Genomic DNA, 19527 nt, shown 5'->3' on the forward strand with positions numbered 1-19527 from the left:
TTTTTATACCTTTTCTTCCTATCTTAATCGTCTACTCACAAGAATCATATATTATTTAGTTAGAAAATCTACTGCAAATTTAGACGTTGCCAAAACTCCGTTAATTAGCGCATTTTCATCTATATCAAATTGATTATTATGATGCTCTGCACCACTTCCGTACCCTTCATTACGAACACCTATAAGAGCAAAAAGCGTAGGTGCTATTGTTCTATATTCACTAAAGGTTTCAGTCGCATACCAGATTACATCATGTATGACAGAACCTGGCATTATTTCTTTATTACCAGAAATCGCCAGTTTCGCTAGTTTTTCATCATTTATAACCGGATCCCCACCAATTTCGAAATTTTCTCCAAATTCAACGGTACAATTATGTGCCTGCGCAGTAAATTCAGCAATTTTCTTTACTATATCCAAAGCCTTTCTGCCTTCTTCCACATCAAAAAATCGGAGGGAACCCCGAATATTCACCTTATCTGGAATGATATTATCTATCTCACCACCATGGATTTGCGTCAATCCGAGTGTAACCGTTTTTGTGACGTCAATTTGATTCGCCCATGCATTTGTAAGTCCAGTTAAAATATTGGCTGCAGCAAAAATTGGATTAATGGATAGATCCGGACGTGAACCGTGACCACTTTTCCCATGTACAGTGAAATTAACTAATTTACCTCCGGCCATTCTCGGACCTGCATCAACACATACTGAACCACTGTCCATAAACGCTGTTAAGTGGTTGCCGTAAATGGCATCGATTCCTCTATTAACTAAGTGTTGAACCATCGCCTCAATACCGGAGCCAATTTCCTCCCCTTCTTCAAAAATAAAGTAAACTTTACCACTCAAATCATGCTTCATTTCTGTTAGTATTTTCATTGTGGAAAGTACAATAGCCATATGACCATCATGTCCACATGCATGCATAACTCCTGGATTTTTAGAGAAATACTTTCTTGGTCCAGCAAGATTCTGCGGATTTTCTTCTATAGGAAGTGCATCAATATCTGCTCTAATTCCTAATGTCTTTCCTGGTTTTCCTGTATCAAATAAAACGGTGAAACCAGTGCTTCCAGGTACTTCTTCAACTTCCAATCCTAATTCCTTTATTGTATCTTTTAAAAATTTAACTGTTTCGTCTTCCTCAGAACTTAGTTCTGGATATTCGTACAAATACTTACGAATGCGAATGGTTTCTGCTTCTAATTCTTTCGCTCTGTTTTTTATGAATGTATTCATTTCTGTCATTGTCGTCATGTTATCGCCCTTCCCTCATTTATTTAAGATCATATAAGTGAATCCATTTCATCGTGACAAAAATCGCTACATCAAGATATGTGTTTAAGAAGTTCACAACGAAACCACATATCAAACTGACGTGAAGTCAAACTCGTATGATGAAATGGATTAAAGTGTATATTAAACTTGCATTTGTAATCATTTACTTTTCATCCTATTTATTCGCCACCAGTCCAGCCGACAATTGTTAGTATATATAGAATGACAAAGCTCATTAGCATGAAGATTAATACTGCCGGGAAAACCCAACGTACCCATTTTGTAAAGGGTACACCTGCCATTACACAAGAACCGATTGTCCAACCAAGCACTGGAGACACTAGATTTGTGAAACCATCACCAAACTGGAAAGCTTGAATTGCTAACTGATTTGGTAGACCCAGCGTGTTGGCAATTGGTTCAATGATTGGAACAAGAATCGCTGCCTTACTTGTAGCTGATGGTATAAGCGGGTTAAGTATAGCGACAACTAGACTTATTCCAATTGTAGCAAAACTTTGGTTAAGCTCCATTAACGGCTTTGTCAACGTAAAAACAATTGTATCTATGATATTTCCTTCCGTTAAAACCAGTGACATAACACGAGCTAAACCGATAATAAAGGCAATAAAAGCTATAGAAGCAATTCCCTTAGAAAAGTTTTCACCAATATCATCAAAGGACATACGAGTCAATAGTCCAATAACGATAGCAGCTATTATAGCAACAACAGTAAAGAAGTGGTAAAGCTGTTCTCCTCCAAATACAGAATAAGCGATGATCACTAAAAAATGAGCAATAAAAACCAATAGTGCCAAAATACTTGTTAATTTAAGTTTTTCTTCTTTTATTACATCGTCTCCATATTGATTACCTAATTGGTGTGCTCTCCATCCATTACTATACATTAGAGAAGTTTTTTCATTACTTTGAATTTTTTTGATGTAACGCATAAGATAAATTAAGCCAACAATCATAAATAAGTTTACAGAAATGAACCGAAATCCGATTCCGGAATAAGGTGTAACACCAATCATCAATTGAGATATAACATGGCCTTGAGGTCCAGTTGCGAATCCAATTAAGGTCGGAAAAGTTGTAATACCGATAGCAACAAGTGGATCCAGTTTCAACTTCCTAGCAAATATGACACCAATTGGTACTAATGCAATCAGTGAATCACTACCTGCAAGTGCACCAATATAAACCATCAATATAAACATTACACTAACTAAAATACCCATCCCTTTATCTTGTAATTTAAAAATAGCCCAGTTCAAAATATTATCTATTGCACCAGATGCGAGTAGTACAGCAATTGTTGCACCCGATACTAAAACAAGGTAAATAATGATGCTAGACTCATTCAATCCATCCAATATTAACATCATCATCTTCCAGGGACTTACAGGAGTTTGATGTCCAAGGAACGCAAACTGATTTCCTAAAACAGTCCCATCCTCATCCGTCGCAAAATTACCTGCTGGGATTATATATGTTGCAATACTGCCCAATAATAATATCCCCATCATTATCCAAAATAAATGTGGCAACTGGAACTTTTTCTTATTAATAATTAGATTTTCATCTGCCTTAAATTGCTTTTCCATAATGAGAATCCCCTTTTTAATTTAGATGTATTCTTATCATTTAAAGGATATATTCTAAAACAATTTCACTTGGAAGCCTTATATGTTTACATTACTTAAGCACTAAAATTTTGTACCCATCTCAAAAAACTTCTAATCATGAACCGAACGAAAGCGCTTACACATCTTTCATTCAAGTTTAATTATGTCAAGATGTAGTATTTCTCTTCAAATGAATACTACATCTTTTAACCAATTAACTTCTTATAATGTTTTCTTTCTTTTGAAATACTGGCACATCTATTTCAATAGTCTTCGGATATTTAATTCCAGCCCCTGTATTTAGTACAACGACTTGTCCATCTTATTTAATCCAACCATCTTCCCGAAGGTGCGGCGGCAAATGCTAACGTACCTTCGGGACAGACAAATGTCCCCTCTGAAGAAGCGATAAAACTTAATTCTTTCATTAGAGCACCGTTACTTATAGCTATTGCACAGCGGTTTGTTTTTTCAATACCTTCCACTAATTCTTACAATTCACGAAGTCCTTTATAAATGCCAATATAGCTATAAGTCATTTATTAACGAATGGCAATCGATTCAATTTCAACCAAAGCGTTTTTGGGAAGTTCTTTGACTCCTACCATGGCTCTAGCTGGTTTACTATCACCGAAGTACTTATCGTATACTTCATTTACTTCTACTACTTTATCTAATGAAGTAAGGTAGACTGTATTTTTCACAACATTTTTTGCAGATAAACCGGCAGCTATCAAAATCGATTCTATATTTTCCAGACACTGCTCTGCCTGTTCCACGATATCTTCATTCATTTTATTGGTAGTTGTGTTAATAGGTAATTGACCCGAAATGAATAGAATATTATCCCTTTCTACTGCTTGTGAGTAGGCACCTACTGCTGCTGGAGCATTATCGGTATGAATCTTCTTGAACATATTAATCATCTCCCAAACTATTATTAAAACTTTGCTCCATACGAACTTTCTGAAGGTAGTTGTAAATAGTGAACTTCGACACTCCTAGAACACTAGCGATATATTCAGTAGCACCTTTAATTAAGAATGTACCCTTCGACTCTAATTCCCTAATGACTTCTATTTTTTCTTCAGTATCCAACAGTGCAGGAGCTTTAAAGTGTTTTTCAAGTGCTTGCCTTGTCATTGATTGGATCACTTCATGTACATCGGTATAAAAGTTTTCATTTCTTTGCACGTCCTCTTTGAAACTAATAATTTCTTGAACTTCACCTCCCAGTTGAATTAACAAACTGATATCAAAATTGATGCATAACGCTCCTATTACCCTATCGTGAGAATCTTTCAAAAATACAGTTGATGATTTCATAACGGAACCTTTTCCAGATACTGTTTTGTAGTTCGCAAAATCTTCCCCATGCCCATTTTTCAATTGCTGTAACACTAAATCCGTGATTGGTGAACCAACATCCCGACCTGTCACTGATCCAGCCAAGTGGATAAGCGATTTTTCCAGACTACTAAAATCGTGTACAGCAACTTCGCACTTCGATCCAAACATCTCGACTAAAATATCAGCAGTGCGAATCGCGTGATCAAAAACTAATTTATTTTCTTTTTCCAATTCCATCCACTCCCACCTCTCGTTATCTAGGTAAATCAACTATTCGGATAACTATAAAATCAATATTATCAGACTGTTATTTCAATTACAACAAATTTTTAACCATTAAAATTTTGTTGTAATTAAAACTTCTTTATAGGCTATAAAGTTTATGGCTATCTGACAAATCAACAAATGAGAGTTTGGCGCATTTATCACAGTAATTTAAATACTATGAAATGGCTGTTTTAACAGAACTTCGCGAGTATTTTCGGACAGGAGGTGTTTCTATTGTTAGGTAGCAAGTTCACATTCACTACGTCCACTTATCCAATAAAAATAAAGCCGATGATTCCTTAGCGTAGGAAAAATCGGATTGGTGGTTGTTTTTAATAACTTTTTGAACGCAATTAAAATACCATGTTTATGTGCTGAAGGTGAATTGTTAATTTGTACATCATTTTTGTTTGAAAAGACATATGTATTCTCCATGCTTCTTTAGTTAACATAACGTCACTTCTAGTAGTTGATCCAGACAGACAAGCCCTTGTAACACTTCAGATCCCCCTATGGCCCTTCCCTTTCGTTATGTGTGAAATATACATCGTTATATTAACGGGCTTTTGGTGAATGACAGACCTGTCTAACTGAATAGCTATGCAGATTGACCTCAACGATGAGTAGATGAAAAACCCTCGCGGAAAGTCATGGGGAAGTTCATTCAAATTTATCCATAATTAGCATGTGAATCCTTTTTATAAGTTACGACATTCCTCTAATACCTATATCTATGTCCTATACGCCGTCAACACGGACCCATGTTTCATTCTTATAAGTACGTACAGGTACCAGGTCCCTACACAATTAGGGTGTCATTTACTTTTAAAAAACGTACTATTAGATATACCAGACCCGAAAATATGTTGCGATAAATAATATTCAACAAACAAGCAATTTTGACTGTATTCGTATCAACTCGTATATACTAAATACAAAAGTGAAAAGGAGCAAAACCAATGATCAATAAAATCGGTCAAATTATGTTATATGTACACAATCAAGATGAGGCTGTGGATTTTTGGACGAAAAAGGTTGGATTTACTGTCATTTCAGATGAAGATAACGGTCAAGGTATGAGATGGATTGAAATAGCTCCAACCAAAGAAGCGGAAACCAGTATAGTTCTTCACAACAAGGAAATGCTTGCTGAGATGCAGCCAGAATTGAATCTTGGCACTCCTTCTTTGCTGTTTTTCTCAGAAGATCTTGAAACGTTACATAGTACCTTGTCAAATGAAGATATTACGGTGGGAGAAATAGTCGATATGCCTTCGGGGAGGGTATTTAACTTTGCCGATAGCGAACAAAATTATTTTGCGGTCATGGAAAAGAGTAAATAACCGCTAGAAGTGTGTTAGGTTAACATACTATGTGTTGCATTCACTTCAATTCGTGTACATGGGAACCGCTTGCGATTGTCAGATCCGTTCAGAAGCTAAAATTTAGTTGGTTGGGACACGTCCGAATGCAGGTAGGATTCATTCTAATTCAACAAACTGGATATTTCCTTAAACAAAAAAAACGCCACGGCATCTATATACCACGGCGTTTCATTTCTTCTTCAAGCAGTTCAATAAATGCTTGATCTACACGTACTTCCTCTGCGCGCTCATAAACTTCGAGCAATGCTGCGTTTGATAAGTTTAGCATAAGACCCCTACTTTCTTGTATATGAATTTTATTTGTTTACCATACCCCTAAATCAAGCATTTAAACCATTATGTACATAATCGTATCAGTTTTTTCACTCATTTTGTTGCTCGGCACACGTCCAGCTACAGAGCAGAACAAAGAGTTCCAAACACCATTTCTTTTACAAGCACTAGTAAAAATGCACCAAATATACCAGGAAACTAACTATTTAAAATCCTTTTAATAAATTATCTGCTATAATTCAATTAACTTTTCAATCTATTAAAAAGGAGTGGTACGTATCACACACTTAGTCGATGAAGGCAATAATTTGCAACTGACTAAAGGCATAGAATCGTTACTAGTGGGTCATGTGGTATATACGTATACAGACAGTAACAAGTATATAGAACACGCTACATCATATATAGCTGAAGGATTGGATAAAAATCACGTCATTTTGTATGTAGATCAGCCACAGAGTTTTGCATCTGTTAAAGAAAACCTTAGAAATAGCGGTTATTCGGAAGTACAAATGGCTAACATTTATTTTGTTGATACCGACTTAGCATGTGAAACGCATGAAGATTTTAATCCTGAAGCTATTTTAAAGGATTTACATGACTTCTTTGAACCTCATATGAAAGAAGATAACGTGCTTCGCGGGTGGGGGTTGGTGACTTGGCGTCCTCAAAGTATAAAAACGTTAGTTCCTTCGATCGCATTACATGAACAAAACTTTGACGAATTTTTCTCTAGAGTAGCTAATATCACACGTAATTATATCAATGTGTGCGCGTATGATAGTGTATCTTTATCCAGTTCACTCTTAATTGAACTTTTGCAAACCCATGAATACCATATGACGGATACGCATTTCTTACCTTCTCATTTATATAAAAAAGAGTCACTTCGTTTCACAGGAATATCCAAACAACTGCAGTTTGAAAATGAACTACGAAATCATGATACGCGTAGAGATAAATTACACATCACGGGAAAATTGGCTACCATTATTGCCCATGAACTTCGCACTTCCCTTACTGTCGTCCAAGGCCGTTTACAATTATTGGATTTAACTGACGACAATCGTAGTGAAGCAGGTCAACTACAACTTGACGGGATCAAAAAGGAATTACAGGAAATCGAACAAATCGCTTCCAAATTCGTATCTTTAGCTGAAACACATGTAGTAAATAAAAAAGTGATCAATATTACGGAATTAATCGAAAGTGTTAAGGTTCGGATCGAATCAGATATGGACATGAAAGCCATTGCTATACATGTACTATCGGATAATCCCAAAATGACCATTTTTGGTGATGAATTAAAAATAAGACAAGTATTTATTAATTTAATCCAAAATGCGGTTGAGGCCATGGAAACCGGAACTATTACGATTGATGTGAAAGACGATGTTGACCATGTGACTATCGACGTTGCTGATAGTGGTCCAGGTATCCCTGATGTTATTCTACGTCAAATAGGTGAACCATTCATGTCATCAAAAGTAGATGGGACGGGATTGGGATTGTTGATCTGCGAAAAAATCATTAGAGATCATAATGGGAACTTAGTACTTCAAACGGAGGTTGGAAAAGGGACGACCTTTACAGTTAGTTTACCAAAATCAGCACTAGGCTTATAACATTGAATGAGTCTCCCTACGAAAAGAAGCAGAAGCCATTTAGGGCTCCTACTTCTTTTTTGATTTTCTCGAATGGTTTATGGCTAGTTTGTTCAAATCAGTACATTCAATAAAATACTTAACGTAATAATACTAAGTAGCGTAGAAATCAACGTGATCATCGAAACTAGTTCCGGCTCGGTATCAAATTCAATCGCATACATCGTCGTGGTGGCCGCTGTAGGCATTGCGGAAATGATGATGAGGACTGTCCCTACTAGAGGATCCAACCCCACGAACAGCACGAAAACAAAAGCAAGTATAGGCGCAATGACCATTTTCAAAACTACGCCCGAAATGACAACTTGCCAATTTGGCCTCTTACTAATCACTGATCCTAGTTGCATGCCGAGCAAGATCATCATTACGGGAATCGCGGCATCCCCGACCATAGACGTCGTAGACAAAATCGATTCGGGTACGGAAATCTTGAAGTACTGGAAGAGGAAAGCGAAAATCGCAGCATACGTTGTCGGCATTTTGAAGACCATTTTTATGGATCGACCTATTCCGCTCGTACTGCGTGACGCGTAATACACACCGAAGAAATTATTTTGTAGCGATTGAATCACCATGATGAAGATGGCATACGGCAGCGCTTTTTCTCCTAAGCTAAATAACACGACTGGCAAACCATAGTTTCCCGAATTCATGAAACCTGTGGCCAGTATGGAGGCACTTTCTACTTTCTTCTCCCACTTAAAGATTTTCGCAATCACCTTGTTTAGTAAAACCATCGCATAAAAAAGTGAAAACATATAAATCAGGATGGTCATATAACTCGTATTGAAATCCGCCTGGTATAGGGAAGTAAAGACAAGGGCTGGCGTTAGTATGTAAATTGAAAGAGAAGAAATCGATTTGATATGTAAGTCTTTGACTCGTTGTAAAATGAATCCGACTGCGAATACTGAAATGATTGGTAAAATAACTGTAAAAAATAATCCCATTTATACACCTCTATTGTTCCTGTCATCTCAGAATCTTGATTGGACGTAGGTGCCTTTGATAAACTTCAAAGACACCTTACGGATTCCATACTACTAGTCATCTTGTAAATTGTCTCCTTATATGAGATGTTCATTTGCAAATGGTACATTACTTATTACATTACGTTCCACGAATTGCAATGGCTTCATCATGCGTTTCATGAATATAGTTTGCAATTTCTTCTTGCTCCCCTGCCAATTCAGTCAGCGTGGCATTTAACTCTTCCACTGCTGCTGTGCTTTGCTCAACTACCGCAGCAAATTCTACCGTGCGCTCACGTATCGTTAATGTTCGTCCCGTAATGACATCAAATTCACTTATGAATTTAGCTAACCCATTTTGCAATGCAGACATGACTTCATGCAACACGTTAAATGACGCACTGGATTCATCCGCCACACTGTTTTGCATCGTCAACTGCTTTACCCCTTCTTCTAATTTTCCAACCGCAATCGTATTCGTACTATTTAACTCCACAAGATTTGTGTCGATCTTCTGAAGTGTCTCATCTGTCAATCTAGCCAGTTTACGAATTTCATCTGCGACTACCGCAAAGCCTTTGCCGTGTTCGCCTGCACGCGCTGCTTCAATCGATGCATTTAATGCCAATAAATTAGTTTGCTCTGTAATTTGTTTAATGGAACTTGCAAACGCATTGGTCTCGTCAATTTTACTAGAAAGAATACCAAATGTATGATTCAAATCTGTAAAGAATACGGCAAATGTATCAAGGCTCTCTTTCAATTGAGTCATTTGTGCAGTTCCCGCCTCCGCTTTACTACCTGCATCATTTGTTTTGTCGCCCAGTTCACCAAGGCCTGTCGAAATCTCTTGAATCGCTTCATATGTCTGTTCCGCGTTTTCAGCAATCTCCGAAATATGATCGGCTTGATGTTGGCTACCTGAACTCACTTCATTGACCGCCTCTAACATTTCGCGCTGGGAAGTCGTTGACCTAGCCGCATTCGTTTGAATAAACGCTAGATTAGACGTGATTTTCGTCACGGCTGCGTCAAGCTTCTCAAACAGCATTTGTTCTTCTTCGGCTTTCTCCGACGTAAGTGCAAGAAGCTCTTCTACGTGATGAAAGACACGATCATTCTGTCTCACTAATAAAAACAAACAAAGTGCAGTGAGAAAGTGAAGTAGAATCAGATTGGAACCGCTTCCAATAATGATTTCAGGTGATATGAAATATCTATTGTTCACGAGCAGTGCAATCAAGCTCAATACATAGGCAATTCCAATAATATGCATTTTCCCATGAACGGCACCTAACACTAAGACTAGATAAATCACGCCAATCGTCCCTAGGTTAGCATTTGAGAATAAAATGAGACTCATGGAAATGCAAAAAGTCAAAAAAATTAAAATGTAAGGAAACCGTCTTGCGATGAAAGTTGATTGATTCATAAATAAGTAAAAAATGATGGCCACGACGAACGGAATGGCAACGGATGTAATAATAATCATGGACGACTGAAGAATGATTTGTGCAAGGAGTCCAAGTCCCGCTGTTAGTCCAAAACTGAGCGCCATAATGTTGTTTTTGTTCATCCAATCCGTGTGTTTTAGTTCTTCAATTTTCATCTTTCATTCTCCTTTGATGGCAATAGGCCTAGGAGGGTTATGGAATACCCTTATGTATAAGGTATCATTTATAATAATCTAAATAAATAGGTAATTTGATTCAATTATATTCATATAACTTTTCAGCAGAAGAGTTATATGACGTTTTCTGAAAGTATAGCTACGTCTTGGATGTTTCTCTATTTCCTATAATCTAGTAAATTTCCATCACCACTTGGCTATAATCCTTTCATACAATGCTTCCAACTCGTCGTCCCCCATCTTTTCTACATAACTCATCGAATAATTCGAGCGCAAGCAAATTATCAAAACCAGCACTCCGCGTTCTTCCACTGTCATGCACCCACCTCCACCTGATACAGCACACGCTCTCCCGCTTTTGCGTGGCCCACATATGCGGGGTACGCAATGATCTCTTTCTTATGCTCATACAGGCATTCTTCGGCACCCGTTTCCATAAAGGTCATGCGGTTGATCATCAGTCGATCGGCTCGTGTGAGTTTTCGTTGTCGTTCGCGGAATAATTCTTCATGTAATCGGTAAGCATCCAGTGAATGCTCTGCCAGATAAAAAGCGTACCACTCATCAGGGCCGTCCATGACAAATAGTTTCACTTTGCCGATATTCAAGTCGTTTTTCTCCATCAATCGCTTAATTTCCACTTCGTCAAATTCGATTGCTTGTAGTTTTTTACTGTCATCTTGGAATGTGACTTTATCTTTCTGTAAGGCCCAGTAGATGCTGTTGGCTAAGTGTGATAAGTCCATTTCTAGTGCGTAGTCGAACATGTCTTGAACGGTGATCATTTGTTTTCTCCCCTTTTATAGTAGTTTTCATCAAAGTTATATAGCTTGCCGGTTTCTTTGCTGTAAATGGTTTTGATCGTGCCGGTTGGTCCATTACGGTGTTTGGCAATATCGATTTCTAGTAGATTCGTTGGCGCTTTGTCTCTTTCATAATAGTCCTCACGGTGGAGAAGCGCGATCACATCGGCGTCTTGTTCAATATTTCCTGAGTCACGCAAGTCACTCATGACGGGATGTTTGTCATGCCGCATTTCAGACGCTCTTGATAGCTGTGATAAGACGACGACGGGACAGTCGAACTCTTTCGCCATCGCTTTTAATTCATTGCTGATCTGTCCAATTGCTACCGTTTGATTGTGTACATTGCCTTCAGGACGAATGATTTGTAAGTAATCGATGAATATAATCGGTCGTTTCGTCGGATTGGTTTTGATGATATACCGAGCTTTTGCTTTTATTTCCCTGACGGTCATACCGCTTTTGTCGTTGATGTGAATCCCCCCACCGTTCAAGTGATTCAGCGTGGGTGTCCATCGATCTTTTTGTGGTTCGGTAAAATATTTATACGGGTCGCGCATTCGTAAACGATTGTATTCACCTGTCGAAGCGATCATTCGATCAATCATTGTTTTACGATTCATTTCAAGCGAGAAGACGATTGGCATATGTCCATCTTTGCTGGCTTGCAGTGCCAAGTGATTGAGCACGTCCGTCTTTCCCATAGATGGCCGACCCGCGACGACGATGTACTCACAGTCTTGGAAGCCGTTTAGGATTTTATCCAAATCGATTAGTCCTGTCGATATGCCAGGCTTTGTTTGATCTGGCAAGAACGGTCTTTCAAATTGAGTGACTAGATATTCCGATAATATCGTCACCTCTCTGCCGTTATTCAGTTCATCCAGTTCTTCTAGGACATGCACTACGTCATCCCCGCTCCACTCATGCTCAATCGCTTGCTGTAATATCCGTGCCGTTTCTTGCTTTTTCCATTGGTCGATGATCATCTCTTCGTATTCATCAAAACGTACGACATTCGCAAATCGTTTGAGTCCATATACGTAATTGACTCCTCCAAGCTCGCTTGGCTCTCTCCTTGTCAGAACCGTGATATAGTCTACCGGTTTCCCTTCCTGCGCCAATTCCCGCATAACAGTATAAATAGTTTGATGGACATGCCCCTGGAAAAATCTCGCTTGCATGTGACTATCGAGAATTAAGTAATTTTCTTCAAACATCGAACCTAGTATACTTTTTTCAGCAAATTCGTAACTCATATGCATTCTCTCCCTTTTCAAAATCTAATGTTGGTGACGTATAGGCTTCCAATCCGATCGATCGAACCATTTCAGCTGGGGCTTCATTTAAATAATTTTCGAATTTCTCTGCTTTGAATAATGTGGACGGTTGCAAGTAATAGCGAAATTGTGGATGGTGGAGCCATTGAGCCACTTTCGTATCGATCACTAGTTTGAAATCATCCAGTGTGTAGCCTTCTTCGATACGCTCATGGAGAAGGTCCATCGTCGTATTCGTAGTATGCTTGAATCGCTTGAACGCTTTTTCGTTTAAATAATCAATGACAGAAGAAATAGTGGCGAGATCTTTCTCGCTATATCTTTTTTTCTTTGTAGTCTGTTTAAGTTCTTTGGTTATTGCTGGGTGCAAAACGTTCTCCTCAGACAGACGTTTTTGTTCGACTCTATCGACCATTTCCGTCTGCTCGAAGGGTACAAATTCACCGCACGTCTGTGACAGCTTTTCGTAATCAATCCGATACCATTTCGTTCGATCCATCGGCATTTTATTGTACGCAGACGTAATGATCAGTTGGTCCGTTTCCAATTTTTTCACTAGCCTCTTGACCACATGCATCTTCCAACACGGAAATTCACGCGTCCACTCTTCATACGTGTTATACACCCATCTATGGCCTTCGTTGTAGTTTTTAGATATTTGCAATCGGTAGTGCAATTGCTGTAGAAACAACGCTTCATTTATGCCAACTATTGCTGCAAACTCCGGTGAAAATGGGATTCGTACCTCTTGAATTTTTCTAATCATTGCTTTGCGCCTCCTGTTCAGTTGTTTGATTATTTGTTCTTTCATACGTCATATAGACGAATTATTCAAAAAGGATACTGGTTTCTTATTTTTATTTTTACAAAGCTGAAATTTGCGCACAAAAAAAAGAAGTTACGGCTCGTTTTTGAGCTGTAACTTCTTTTTTGTAGTGATAAACCACAGATATTTCTCTAGAGTGTTGATCGCAAGACTTACTTCTTACCCGCAATAATTTCAAAGATGATATCCGCATGATCCGTATTATCTAACAAACCTGTAAAACGCTCTTTGGATGGTCCATACGCATAAACTGGTACGTCTTCACCTGTATGTCCACCAGTTGTCCAACCCGTATAAGAGCGTTTGTCGATAATCTGTTTGATAGCTGTTTCAATATCACTGGCTTCTGTACCTGCTGCTTGGATGGCTTCGATTTCATTCTTCTCTATTGGCAAACTTTCTTGATCGATGTAGCGTTTCAATGTTTCTTCTACATCGTTACCGCTTGCCATTTCTTGTGCAATGAAAGCGGGTGTACGTTTCACTGCTTTGATCGCATCCGCTGACCAATCATATATGTCATCTGCTCCTATGGAAAATCCTCCAGTTGAGTGATCCGCCGTCGCAACGACTAATGTGTGGGGATCGCTTTTTGCAAACTCGATAGCTGCCTTGAATGCTTTCTCGAAGTCTTCCATTTCACTCATCGCACCGACAATATCATTATCATGTCCTGCCCAGTCAATTTGGCTTCCTTCCACCATGAGGAAAAATCCCTCTTCGTTTTTCTTCAATCGCTCAATCGCCGCTACCGTCATTTCTTCCAGTGAAGGGATTTCTGCCGAACGGTCTATCATCTTTGGCATGCCGCCATCTGCGAACAATCCCAGTATTTTGTCATTCTTATTGTTCAATAATTCTTCTCTTGTCGTGACGTATCCATATCCATCCAATTCGAATGAATGCGCATGGCTCAAATCTTCTCTGACGAAGTGTTTTTTTCCGCCACCTAGAAGAACATCGATTGTATGCTCACCGTTGATGCGTTCATTGTAGTAATCATCGGCGATCTCGTCCATATTTTTTCTACTTTCATTATGGGCACCATATGCGGCTGGAGTGGCATGTGTAATTTCAGAAGTGGCGACAAGGCCTGTTGATTTCCCCGCTTCTTTTGCAGCTTCGAGGACAGTTTGCACGCGCTCTTTCTCTTTGTCCACCGCAATAGCATTATTGTATGTTTTGACACCTGACGACATAGCCGTTGCTGCGGACGCTGAATCTGTAATCGACTCCTCGTCATCGTCAGGATATGTCATCTGTTGACCAACTAGATATTTATCGAACTCGGTTAACTCGATCTCAGGGGTTTTCGGGTCATCTTTGAAGTAACGATAAGCCGATGTATAGGAACTTCCCATGCCATCCCCAATCAAGAATATGATGTTCTTAATTTCCGGTGCGTCATCATTTTTCACTTCGTCAGCTGAACTCGCAGAATAATTCCCCGTCCAGATGGCTCCACCTATTAAAGCAGCGGATAGCATGACGACGGGCACGATAGTCTTACTCAACTTCTTCAACAATAAACAACCTCCTGTATGTGTAATCAACTTTTACTCTACTAGAAGATTATTAATATACGAAGAAGGCTGTGTAAATGTTTGGTAAGGAAAGGGGTTTTTGAAATTGGATTTAGTTGTTAAACTAGCGGATTATATTTATCACTTCACCATCTACCCAACAGGCGGTACCGATTTACTCCGATTCTGTATAAACATCTCCAACGTACCCGAGCCGAAGAGGACGCCTGCTACAATCAATAACAGTCCGATAAACTGAACATGACGAGTACCAATCTGAAACTCCACACGAATGAATTCGGTGGGTTCTGAGGTACTATTCGGCTTCTTCCTGACTCTATAATAACTGGACAGGACACTAACCGAGTTCCCTGAGTCTTTCTGGAATCACGTATGCCCTAACGGACTGCGTTACGATTCGGTAGGCCCATTTCAAGACCTGTTCAATTTTGCTCATTGTTACAGACCCATGCTCGCAATGCGAATCATGCTGGTGGATAGTCGAATCATTTCCGTTTCATGGTCGTCGCAAAAGCGGTTCCATGACGCATTACATAAACTTCGATCAATGCTTGTTAAATCGTCGTTCGTGTTTTGAATCAAGAATGCACTGTAAAGGTCTCGCTGTATGTGTCGATTTCCAAATATGTTCCAGCGGTCGCTCAAGGTCTTCTTTTGATAGGTGTCATCCATATGATTGTATTGACTCGCCTTGACGCTCCAGGTATCAATCTTTTTGAGATGAATGCCGTCTGCCTGCAATTTCGTGTCCAATATCGAGAGTAAAAGTGCAGGGGCCCGTCGAGCAAGCGACCGTCCAAATCGCCTCTTCGAACAGATGCGACCCGTCACCTCATTTAGGGTTGTCTTACTGGACCTACGTTGTAAGCCCGAGAAACACATCGTTTCCACGCGAATATCATCTCCCATCGCACGAATCCAATTGGCCATGATTTGATGGTCCTGCTTTCGTATGGCTGTCATCTTTCGATGTAACTCATTGAGCTGCCGACGCACCTTTTGATACGTGTTACTTTCATGCCAAGGTATACGTACCCCCTTGATCGTTCCATTTGGATGATACCGTTCGGGATTTGTCGCTCGCCGACTTCGATCCAGCTTTCTTTGCAAGAGGCGAATCTCCCGCTCCAAATGAATGACATTTGGAGCGAGTAGGAAGAGTTTGGCATCTGTCTCGCTAACGATCGCAATCGTTTGTGGCCCAATATCAATCCCCACGCGACCGACACCTTTCGCGTGCCTCAGTTCGCCTTTTTGGTCTTTCTTTTCTGGCGGAATACCTTCGAGGACGAGCTGTACAAAATAGCGTTCTGACCCTCGGATAGATCTTCGAATGATGCGGCAATACTTGATGCGATCCTGTAAGGCGAGATGAGCGTAGACGTCACGTTCTTTAAGATGGATAGGCAGCGTAAGCCCATTCCAGTGAATGCATCTTTCTTTGTGGCGAATGCCAGCGCCATTGCTTTTCCCTTCGACAGAGTGCATCTCCCCTTTTCGTTTGAAGTGGACACGTTTCGATTTGCCAAATAGCAGCTTAGAGAAGGAGTGCCAAGCTCGCGTTGCAATTTTCTGGGCTGTGTTCGAATCGATATTCTTCTTGAAGTGGTGTTGCATAGGTTTCACATAGGCATGTAAAGCATATTCGCTTAGGCCGTATTCCTTGTCGAGTTCCCGAAACGCCTTATTGCGTGCTACAGATGGTTTTTCTGTAAGCAAAGAGCGATAGCGAGGATCCCTGCCTCGGTTCTTTCTACGAAGGAGTAATTCTCCAAGACAAGCATTGTAGAGGGTGCGGGCAATGTTCAACCGCTTCCGAAGAACATCTTCTTGCCACGGCTCTGTGCGTAGCGGAAGAGTCAATACATATGTTCCGTTCGTCATCGATCAACACTCCTTCCAGTTAGACATTTTTCTGATTTTCAATATAGTGCTTGATTGTATCTTCTGAAATATGGCCAACAGTGCAACTGAAATAGCTACGTGTCCAGGGGGACGGAAGCCTGGACTTAAGGGATGGGTACTTGCCACGCAGTCTTCGGCTACTAACTCCCTTGAAATCTTTAATTACCTTATGTAGCAGTAGCCGCGGATCAAACTCTATGAATAAGTGGACGTGTTCTGGCATGATTTCCAGAGCATGAATGATAATCTCTTTTTCTTCTGCTAGTTCGTAGAATATCTGTTCAAGATCCATTGCGATGTCCCCTGTTAGCACCTTTCGAGGATACTTCGGACAAAAAATCACATGAAATTGGTTTTTGTAGACCAGTCCTTTTTATGTATATAGTCATTCATGTGAAACAGCTCCCTTAGATTATTATCTGATTTATCTGTCAATAATACCAAAGCAATATTTGATTAGCAACAATCTACTATATTATTTGTCGTAGAACAAAGAAAAAACCGACACCATTCCTCCCCATCATTGAAATGAGGGGCTTCCTGGTGTCAGTGTTGTGATAATTACTTTTATGTCTTTCATAGTTCACTAGCCCTCTCTGCAGATTATTTTCGTATTGGGCTAATTATAGAATGTACATCCATAAAGTCAATGTCACCAAACTCGCACTTCCCTCCCGCACACCATTATGTGTATACTAAATAATAAAATTAGTTAAATAACTTACAGTTCAGAAAAGGCGGGTTTCGATGATTAAATTTCGCGGACACCATATCTTTTGTTTGCTTGGGTATCGGGGAATGGGCTATTCGGAAGAGTACACGGCAAATATGACGAAAATACACGACGTGTTACGGGAGCGGCCCGATACGTTGATTCAGATTATAAGAGGACCCGATTCTTTATGCGCTAAGTTTCCCAAAGGGCAACCGTATCATTGCGAAGATGATGGGATTTATGAACGCGATTCGGTGATTTTACATACGCTTGGATTGAAAGTCAGCGATGTACTACCTTGGCGTGAGGTCGAAAGAAGGATTCGGCTACATGTCGTGCCGGATGATATTGTCGTAATATGTGAGACGTGTTCTTGGCGTTCGTACGGGTATTGCCAGGAAGGTGTCGAGGACATGCTAGAGTTAAGAGGATTGCGGGAAGTTCTTCACAATAAATAATTTCCGTAGAGCAATAGTCCAAGTCGAAATAGCATGATATGATAAGTACATAGATATGAAAGCGTATTCATACACTTTCATTATACGAGGAGGAGATTTCAATGAATATGTCTCTCCAGCAAAAACAAGAACTCGGCTTGCGCATGACTACTGAACTTCGGCAAGCGATCGAGCTATTGCAGTTATCAACTTATGATCTAGAACTATATATACGGGAAAAAGAGTTGGAAAACCCCGTGATCGAGATACAGGAAGCTGAAAGAACGGATTCATTCCAAGAACGACAGTCCACAAATTATTCCAATCAGGAAACCCATTCAACAGAATGGGTGAAGCAGCAAGAAGTCAGTAAGCGTGACCAAATGCTTCGCCAAGTCGAAATCGATTTCGAAGATGTCGAGACAAAGCAATTACTTAAGACGTTGATTCATAGCTTGGATGATAATGGCTATCTTTGTGCAGAGATGCAGTCTATAGAAAATGTAGAGACAGGTATTGAATTACTGCAACAAATCGGTCCGCCTGGCATAGGTTCTCGGACATTGCAGGAATGTTTGTTGCTACAAGTGAAAAGTTGCGATGAGTATCCCGCTTTAATGGAAACGTTCATATCGAAGTATTTGCCCTATGTGGCCGAACGTAAATGGGCTGATATCGCAAAAGGTATGAATATTACGCTGGCTCAGGTAAACGAATTGCATGAATTTCTGCTGACGCTGCATCCAAGACCTTGTCCAGAGCTTGGTAACAGTGAAACAGAATTTATGATGCCTGATGTGATCGTAGAGGAAAAAGACGGGAAATTGTCATTTCATTTGAACGATCGGGATCTCCCGAAAATTGGTCTGCGCAGGGAGTATGTATCTTCACTTACAGGTACATCCGATCTGTCTTCCTATTTGCGCAATTACCATAAACAAGCGCAATGGCTGCTAACGAGCATCGAACAGCGACGCAATACGATCATTCGCATTGTCACGGATCTTCTCGAAAAACAGGACGCATTTTTTCGCCATGGAAGGAAAGCCTTGCAACCCATGACGATGAAAGATGTGGCGGACAGTATTGAAATGCACGAGTCGACAGTTAGCCGTGCGGTGTCCAATAAAGTGATCCAAACACCTGCCGGCACGTTCGAAATGCGTTCTTTATTCACTTCCAAACTGGCCGCACAGGATGGAGACAGTGTGTCGCCATCCGCTGTCAAAACATCGATTCAGTCACTGATTACACATGAGGATAAACGGAAGCCGTTATCTGATCAAAAGATTGTGGATTTGCTCTTGGAACAACAAGGGATCACTATTTCGCGCCGGACGGTCAGCAAGTACCGGGAAGAACTTCACATCCCGGCGTCTAGTAAACGGAAGTCGATTTTGTAAGCCGTATTTCTTCATCTTCAGTCATGTTCTTTATTTTTCGAATCTTCCCTCTTCACTTGTATTGTTGCAGTAATTCAATGTGCCTTAGCTAGACAAACAATACATCCAACATTATGAAAAGACGTTATAATATTCTTGTGTATCAGTCTCCAATTAAAAACA

At 39.9% G+C, this 19527-nt stretch carries 18 protein-coding genes; 4 read left to right on the top strand and 14 right to left on the bottom strand.

All coding sequences use genetic code 11. The features are described from left to right. Positions 1-51 precede the first annotated feature (51 nt). The 4 genes from CSV77_RS04255 to CSV77_RS04270 form a co-directional block, all read right to left on the bottom strand. Complete coding sequence (locus CSV77_RS04255) at positions 52-1251, bottom strand: amidohydrolase (RefSeq protein WP_199203703.1); 1200 nt, start codon at positions 1249-1251, stop codon at positions 52-54. A 209-nt stretch (positions 1252-1460) separates the two neighbouring features. After that, complete coding sequence (locus tag CSV77_RS04260) at positions 1461-2891, bottom strand: AbgT family transporter (RefSeq protein ID WP_199203704.1); 1431 nt, start codon at positions 2889-2891, stop codon at positions 1461-1463. Positions 2892-3454: 563 nt separating this feature from the next. Then, positions 3455-3829, bottom strand: coding sequence for a Rid family detoxifying hydrolase (locus CSV77_RS04265; protein WP_099632155.1), 375 nt, complete (start codon positions 3827-3829; stop codon positions 3455-3457). A 1-nt stretch (position 3830) separates the two neighbouring features. Beyond that, a complete protein-coding gene (locus tag CSV77_RS04270) occupies positions 3831-4499 on the bottom strand; it encodes a helix-turn-helix transcriptional regulator (RefSeq protein ID WP_099632156.1) in 669 nt (222 codons plus the stop codon). Positions 4500-5488: 989 nt separating this feature from the next. On the opposite strand from CSV77_RS04270, the gene CSV77_RS04275 reads away from it, so the two are divergent. Continuing rightward, on the top strand, positions 5489-5872 hold the full coding sequence (locus tag CSV77_RS04275) for a VOC family protein (RefSeq protein WP_099672429.1): 384 nt from the start codon (positions 5489-5491) through the stop codon (positions 5870-5872). Between the two features lie 193 nt (positions 5873-6065). On the opposite strand, the gene sda is transcribed toward CSV77_RS04275, so the two are convergent. Continuing rightward, the gene (gene sda, locus CSV77_RS04280) at positions 6066-6182 is read right to left on the bottom strand and encodes a sporulation histidine kinase inhibitor Sda (RefSeq protein WP_099636188.1); all 117 of its coding nucleotides are present in this window, start codon (positions 6180-6182) and stop codon (positions 6066-6068) included. A gap of 274 nt (positions 6183-6456) precedes the next feature. On the opposite strand from sda, the gene CSV77_RS04285 reads away from it, so the two are divergent. Then, positions 6457-7812, top strand: coding sequence for an ATP-binding protein (locus tag CSV77_RS04285; RefSeq protein WP_099672430.1), 1356 nt, complete (start codon positions 6457-6459; stop codon positions 7810-7812). A gap of 92 nt (positions 7813-7904) precedes the next feature. Here the strand turns inward: CSV77_RS04285 and CSV77_RS04290 are convergent, their stop codons facing one another. The 9 genes from CSV77_RS04290 to tnpA all read right to left on the bottom strand — a co-directional run bounded on the left by CSV77_RS04290 (position 7905) and on the right by tnpA (position 17177). Next, positions 7905-8801: an AEC family transporter gene (locus tag CSV77_RS04290; protein WP_099672431.1), complete on the bottom strand. Its 897-nt coding sequence runs from the start codon at positions 8799-8801 to the stop codon at positions 7905-7907. 160 nt (positions 8802-8961) lie between these two features. Further along, complete coding sequence (locus tag CSV77_RS04295; RefSeq protein WP_099672432.1) at positions 8962-10431, bottom strand: methyl-accepting chemotaxis protein; 1470 nt, start codon at positions 10429-10431, stop codon at positions 8962-8964. 207 nt (positions 10432-10638) lie between these two features. After that, entirely contained in the window at positions 10639-10770 is a 132-nt protein-coding gene (locus CSV77_RS17230; protein WP_255407034.1) for a hypothetical protein, read from the bottom strand. Further along, positions 10767-11237, bottom strand: coding sequence for a hypothetical protein (locus CSV77_RS04300; protein ID WP_099672433.1), 471 nt, complete (start codon positions 11235-11237; stop codon positions 10767-10769). The genes CSV77_RS17230 and CSV77_RS04300 overlap by 4 nt, the downstream gene beginning before the upstream one ends. After that, positions 11234-12514 carry a replicative DNA helicase gene (locus CSV77_RS04305; protein WP_158232022.1) on the bottom strand — a complete coding sequence of 427 codons (1281 nt, stop codon included), beginning with the start codon at positions 12512-12514 and terminating at the stop codon, positions 11234-11236. The genes CSV77_RS04300 and CSV77_RS04305 overlap by 4 nt, the downstream gene beginning before the upstream one ends. Next, the gene (locus tag CSV77_RS04310; RefSeq protein WP_158232023.1) at positions 12495-13301 is read right to left on the bottom strand and encodes a conserved phage C-terminal domain-containing protein; all 807 of its coding nucleotides are present in this window, start codon (positions 13299-13301) and stop codon (positions 12495-12497) included. The genes CSV77_RS04305 and CSV77_RS04310 overlap by 20 nt, the downstream gene beginning before the upstream one ends. Before the next feature lie 212 nt (positions 13302-13513). Next, positions 13514-14887: an alkaline phosphatase gene (locus tag CSV77_RS04315; protein WP_369802727.1), complete on the bottom strand. Its 1374-nt coding sequence runs from the start codon at positions 14885-14887 to the stop codon at positions 13514-13516. A 456-nt stretch (positions 14888-15343) separates the two neighbouring features. After that, positions 15344-16789 (bottom strand): RNA-guided endonuclease TnpB family protein, encoded by a 1446-nt coding sequence (locus tag CSV77_RS04320; protein ID WP_099672436.1) that lies wholly within the window; start codon positions 16787-16789, stop codon positions 15344-15346. Between the two features lie 19 nt (positions 16790-16808). After that, positions 16809-17177 (bottom strand): IS200/IS605 family transposase, encoded by a 369-nt coding sequence (tnpA, locus tag CSV77_RS04325; RefSeq protein WP_099672437.1) that lies wholly within the window; start codon positions 17175-17177, stop codon positions 16809-16811. Between the two features lie 380 nt (positions 17178-17557). Between tnpA and CSV77_RS04330 the strand changes: the two genes are divergently transcribed. Together CSV77_RS04330 and rpoN are read left to right on the top strand one after the other, a co-directional pair. Beyond that, positions 17558-17983, top strand: coding sequence for a DUF1284 domain-containing protein (locus tag CSV77_RS04330; RefSeq protein WP_099672438.1), 426 nt, complete (start codon positions 17558-17560; stop codon positions 17981-17983). 101 nt (positions 17984-18084) lie between these two features. Then, positions 18085-19365: an RNA polymerase factor sigma-54 gene (gene rpoN, locus CSV77_RS04335; protein WP_099672439.1), complete on the top strand. Its 1281-nt coding sequence runs from the start codon at positions 18085-18087 to the stop codon at positions 19363-19365. The last annotated feature ends 162 nt before the right edge of the window (positions 19366-19527 follow it).

Origin of the sequence: Sporosarcina sp. P16b, from assembly GCF_002743065.1 — a bacterium.
In the GTDB taxonomy this organism is placed as follows: domain Bacteria; phylum Bacillota; class Bacilli; order Bacillales_A; family Planococcaceae; genus Sporosarcina.

Bases quoted from the DNA above. Each gene is read 5' to 3' on its own strand.
- CSV77_RS04295 (WP_099672432.1), bottom strand. From the start codon at position 10,431: ATGAAAATTGAAGAACTAAAACACACGGATTGGATGAACAAAAACAAC.
- CSV77_RS17230 (WP_255407034.1), bottom strand. From the start codon at position 10,770: ATGACAGTGGAAGAACGCGGAGTGCTGGTTTTGATAATTTGCTTGCGC.
- rpoN (WP_099672439.1), top strand. From the start codon at position 18,085: ATGAATATGTCTCTCCAGCAAAAACAAGAACTCGGCTTGCGCATGACT.
- CSV77_RS04320 (WP_099672436.1), bottom strand. From the start codon at position 16,789: ATGACGAACGGAACATATGTATTGACTCTTCCGCTACGCACAGAGCCG.
- CSV77_RS04290 (WP_099672431.1), bottom strand. From the start codon at position 8,801: ATGGGATTATTTTTTACAGTTATTTTACCAATCATTTCAGTATTCGCA.
- CSV77_RS04310 (WP_158232023.1), bottom strand. From the start codon at position 13,301: ATGATTAGAAAAATTCAAGAGGTACGAATCCCATTTTCACCGGAGTTT.
- CSV77_RS04300 (WP_099672433.1), bottom strand. From the start codon at position 11,237: ATGATCACCGTTCAAGACATGTTCGACTACGCACTAGAAATGGACTTA.
- CSV77_RS04330 (WP_099672438.1), top strand. From the start codon at position 17,558: ATGATTAAATTTCGCGGACACCATATCTTTTGTTTGCTTGGGTATCGG.
- CSV77_RS04270 (WP_099632156.1), bottom strand. From the start codon at position 4,499: ATGGAATTGGAAAAAGAAAATAAATTAGTTTTTGATCACGCGATTCGC.
- CSV77_RS04265 (WP_099632155.1), bottom strand. From the start codon at position 3,829: ATGTTCAAGAAGATTCATACCGATAATGCTCCAGCAGCAGTAGGTGCC.
- sda (WP_099636188.1), bottom strand. From the start codon at position 6,182: ATGCTAAACTTATCAAACGCAGCATTGCTCGAAGTTTATGAGCGCGCA.
- CSV77_RS04305 (WP_158232022.1), bottom strand. From the start codon at position 12,514: ATGAGTTACGAATTTGCTGAAAAAAGTATACTAGGTTCGATGTTTGAA.
- CSV77_RS04255 (WP_199203703.1), bottom strand. From the start codon at position 1,251: ATGACAGAAATGAATACATTCATAAAAAACAGAGCGAAAGAATTAGAA.
- CSV77_RS04260 (WP_199203704.1), bottom strand. From the start codon at position 2,891: ATGGAAAAGCAATTTAAGGCAGATGAAAATCTAATTATTAATAAGAAA.
- CSV77_RS04275 (WP_099672429.1), top strand. From the start codon at position 5,489: ATGATCAATAAAATCGGTCAAATTATGTTATATGTACACAATCAAGAT.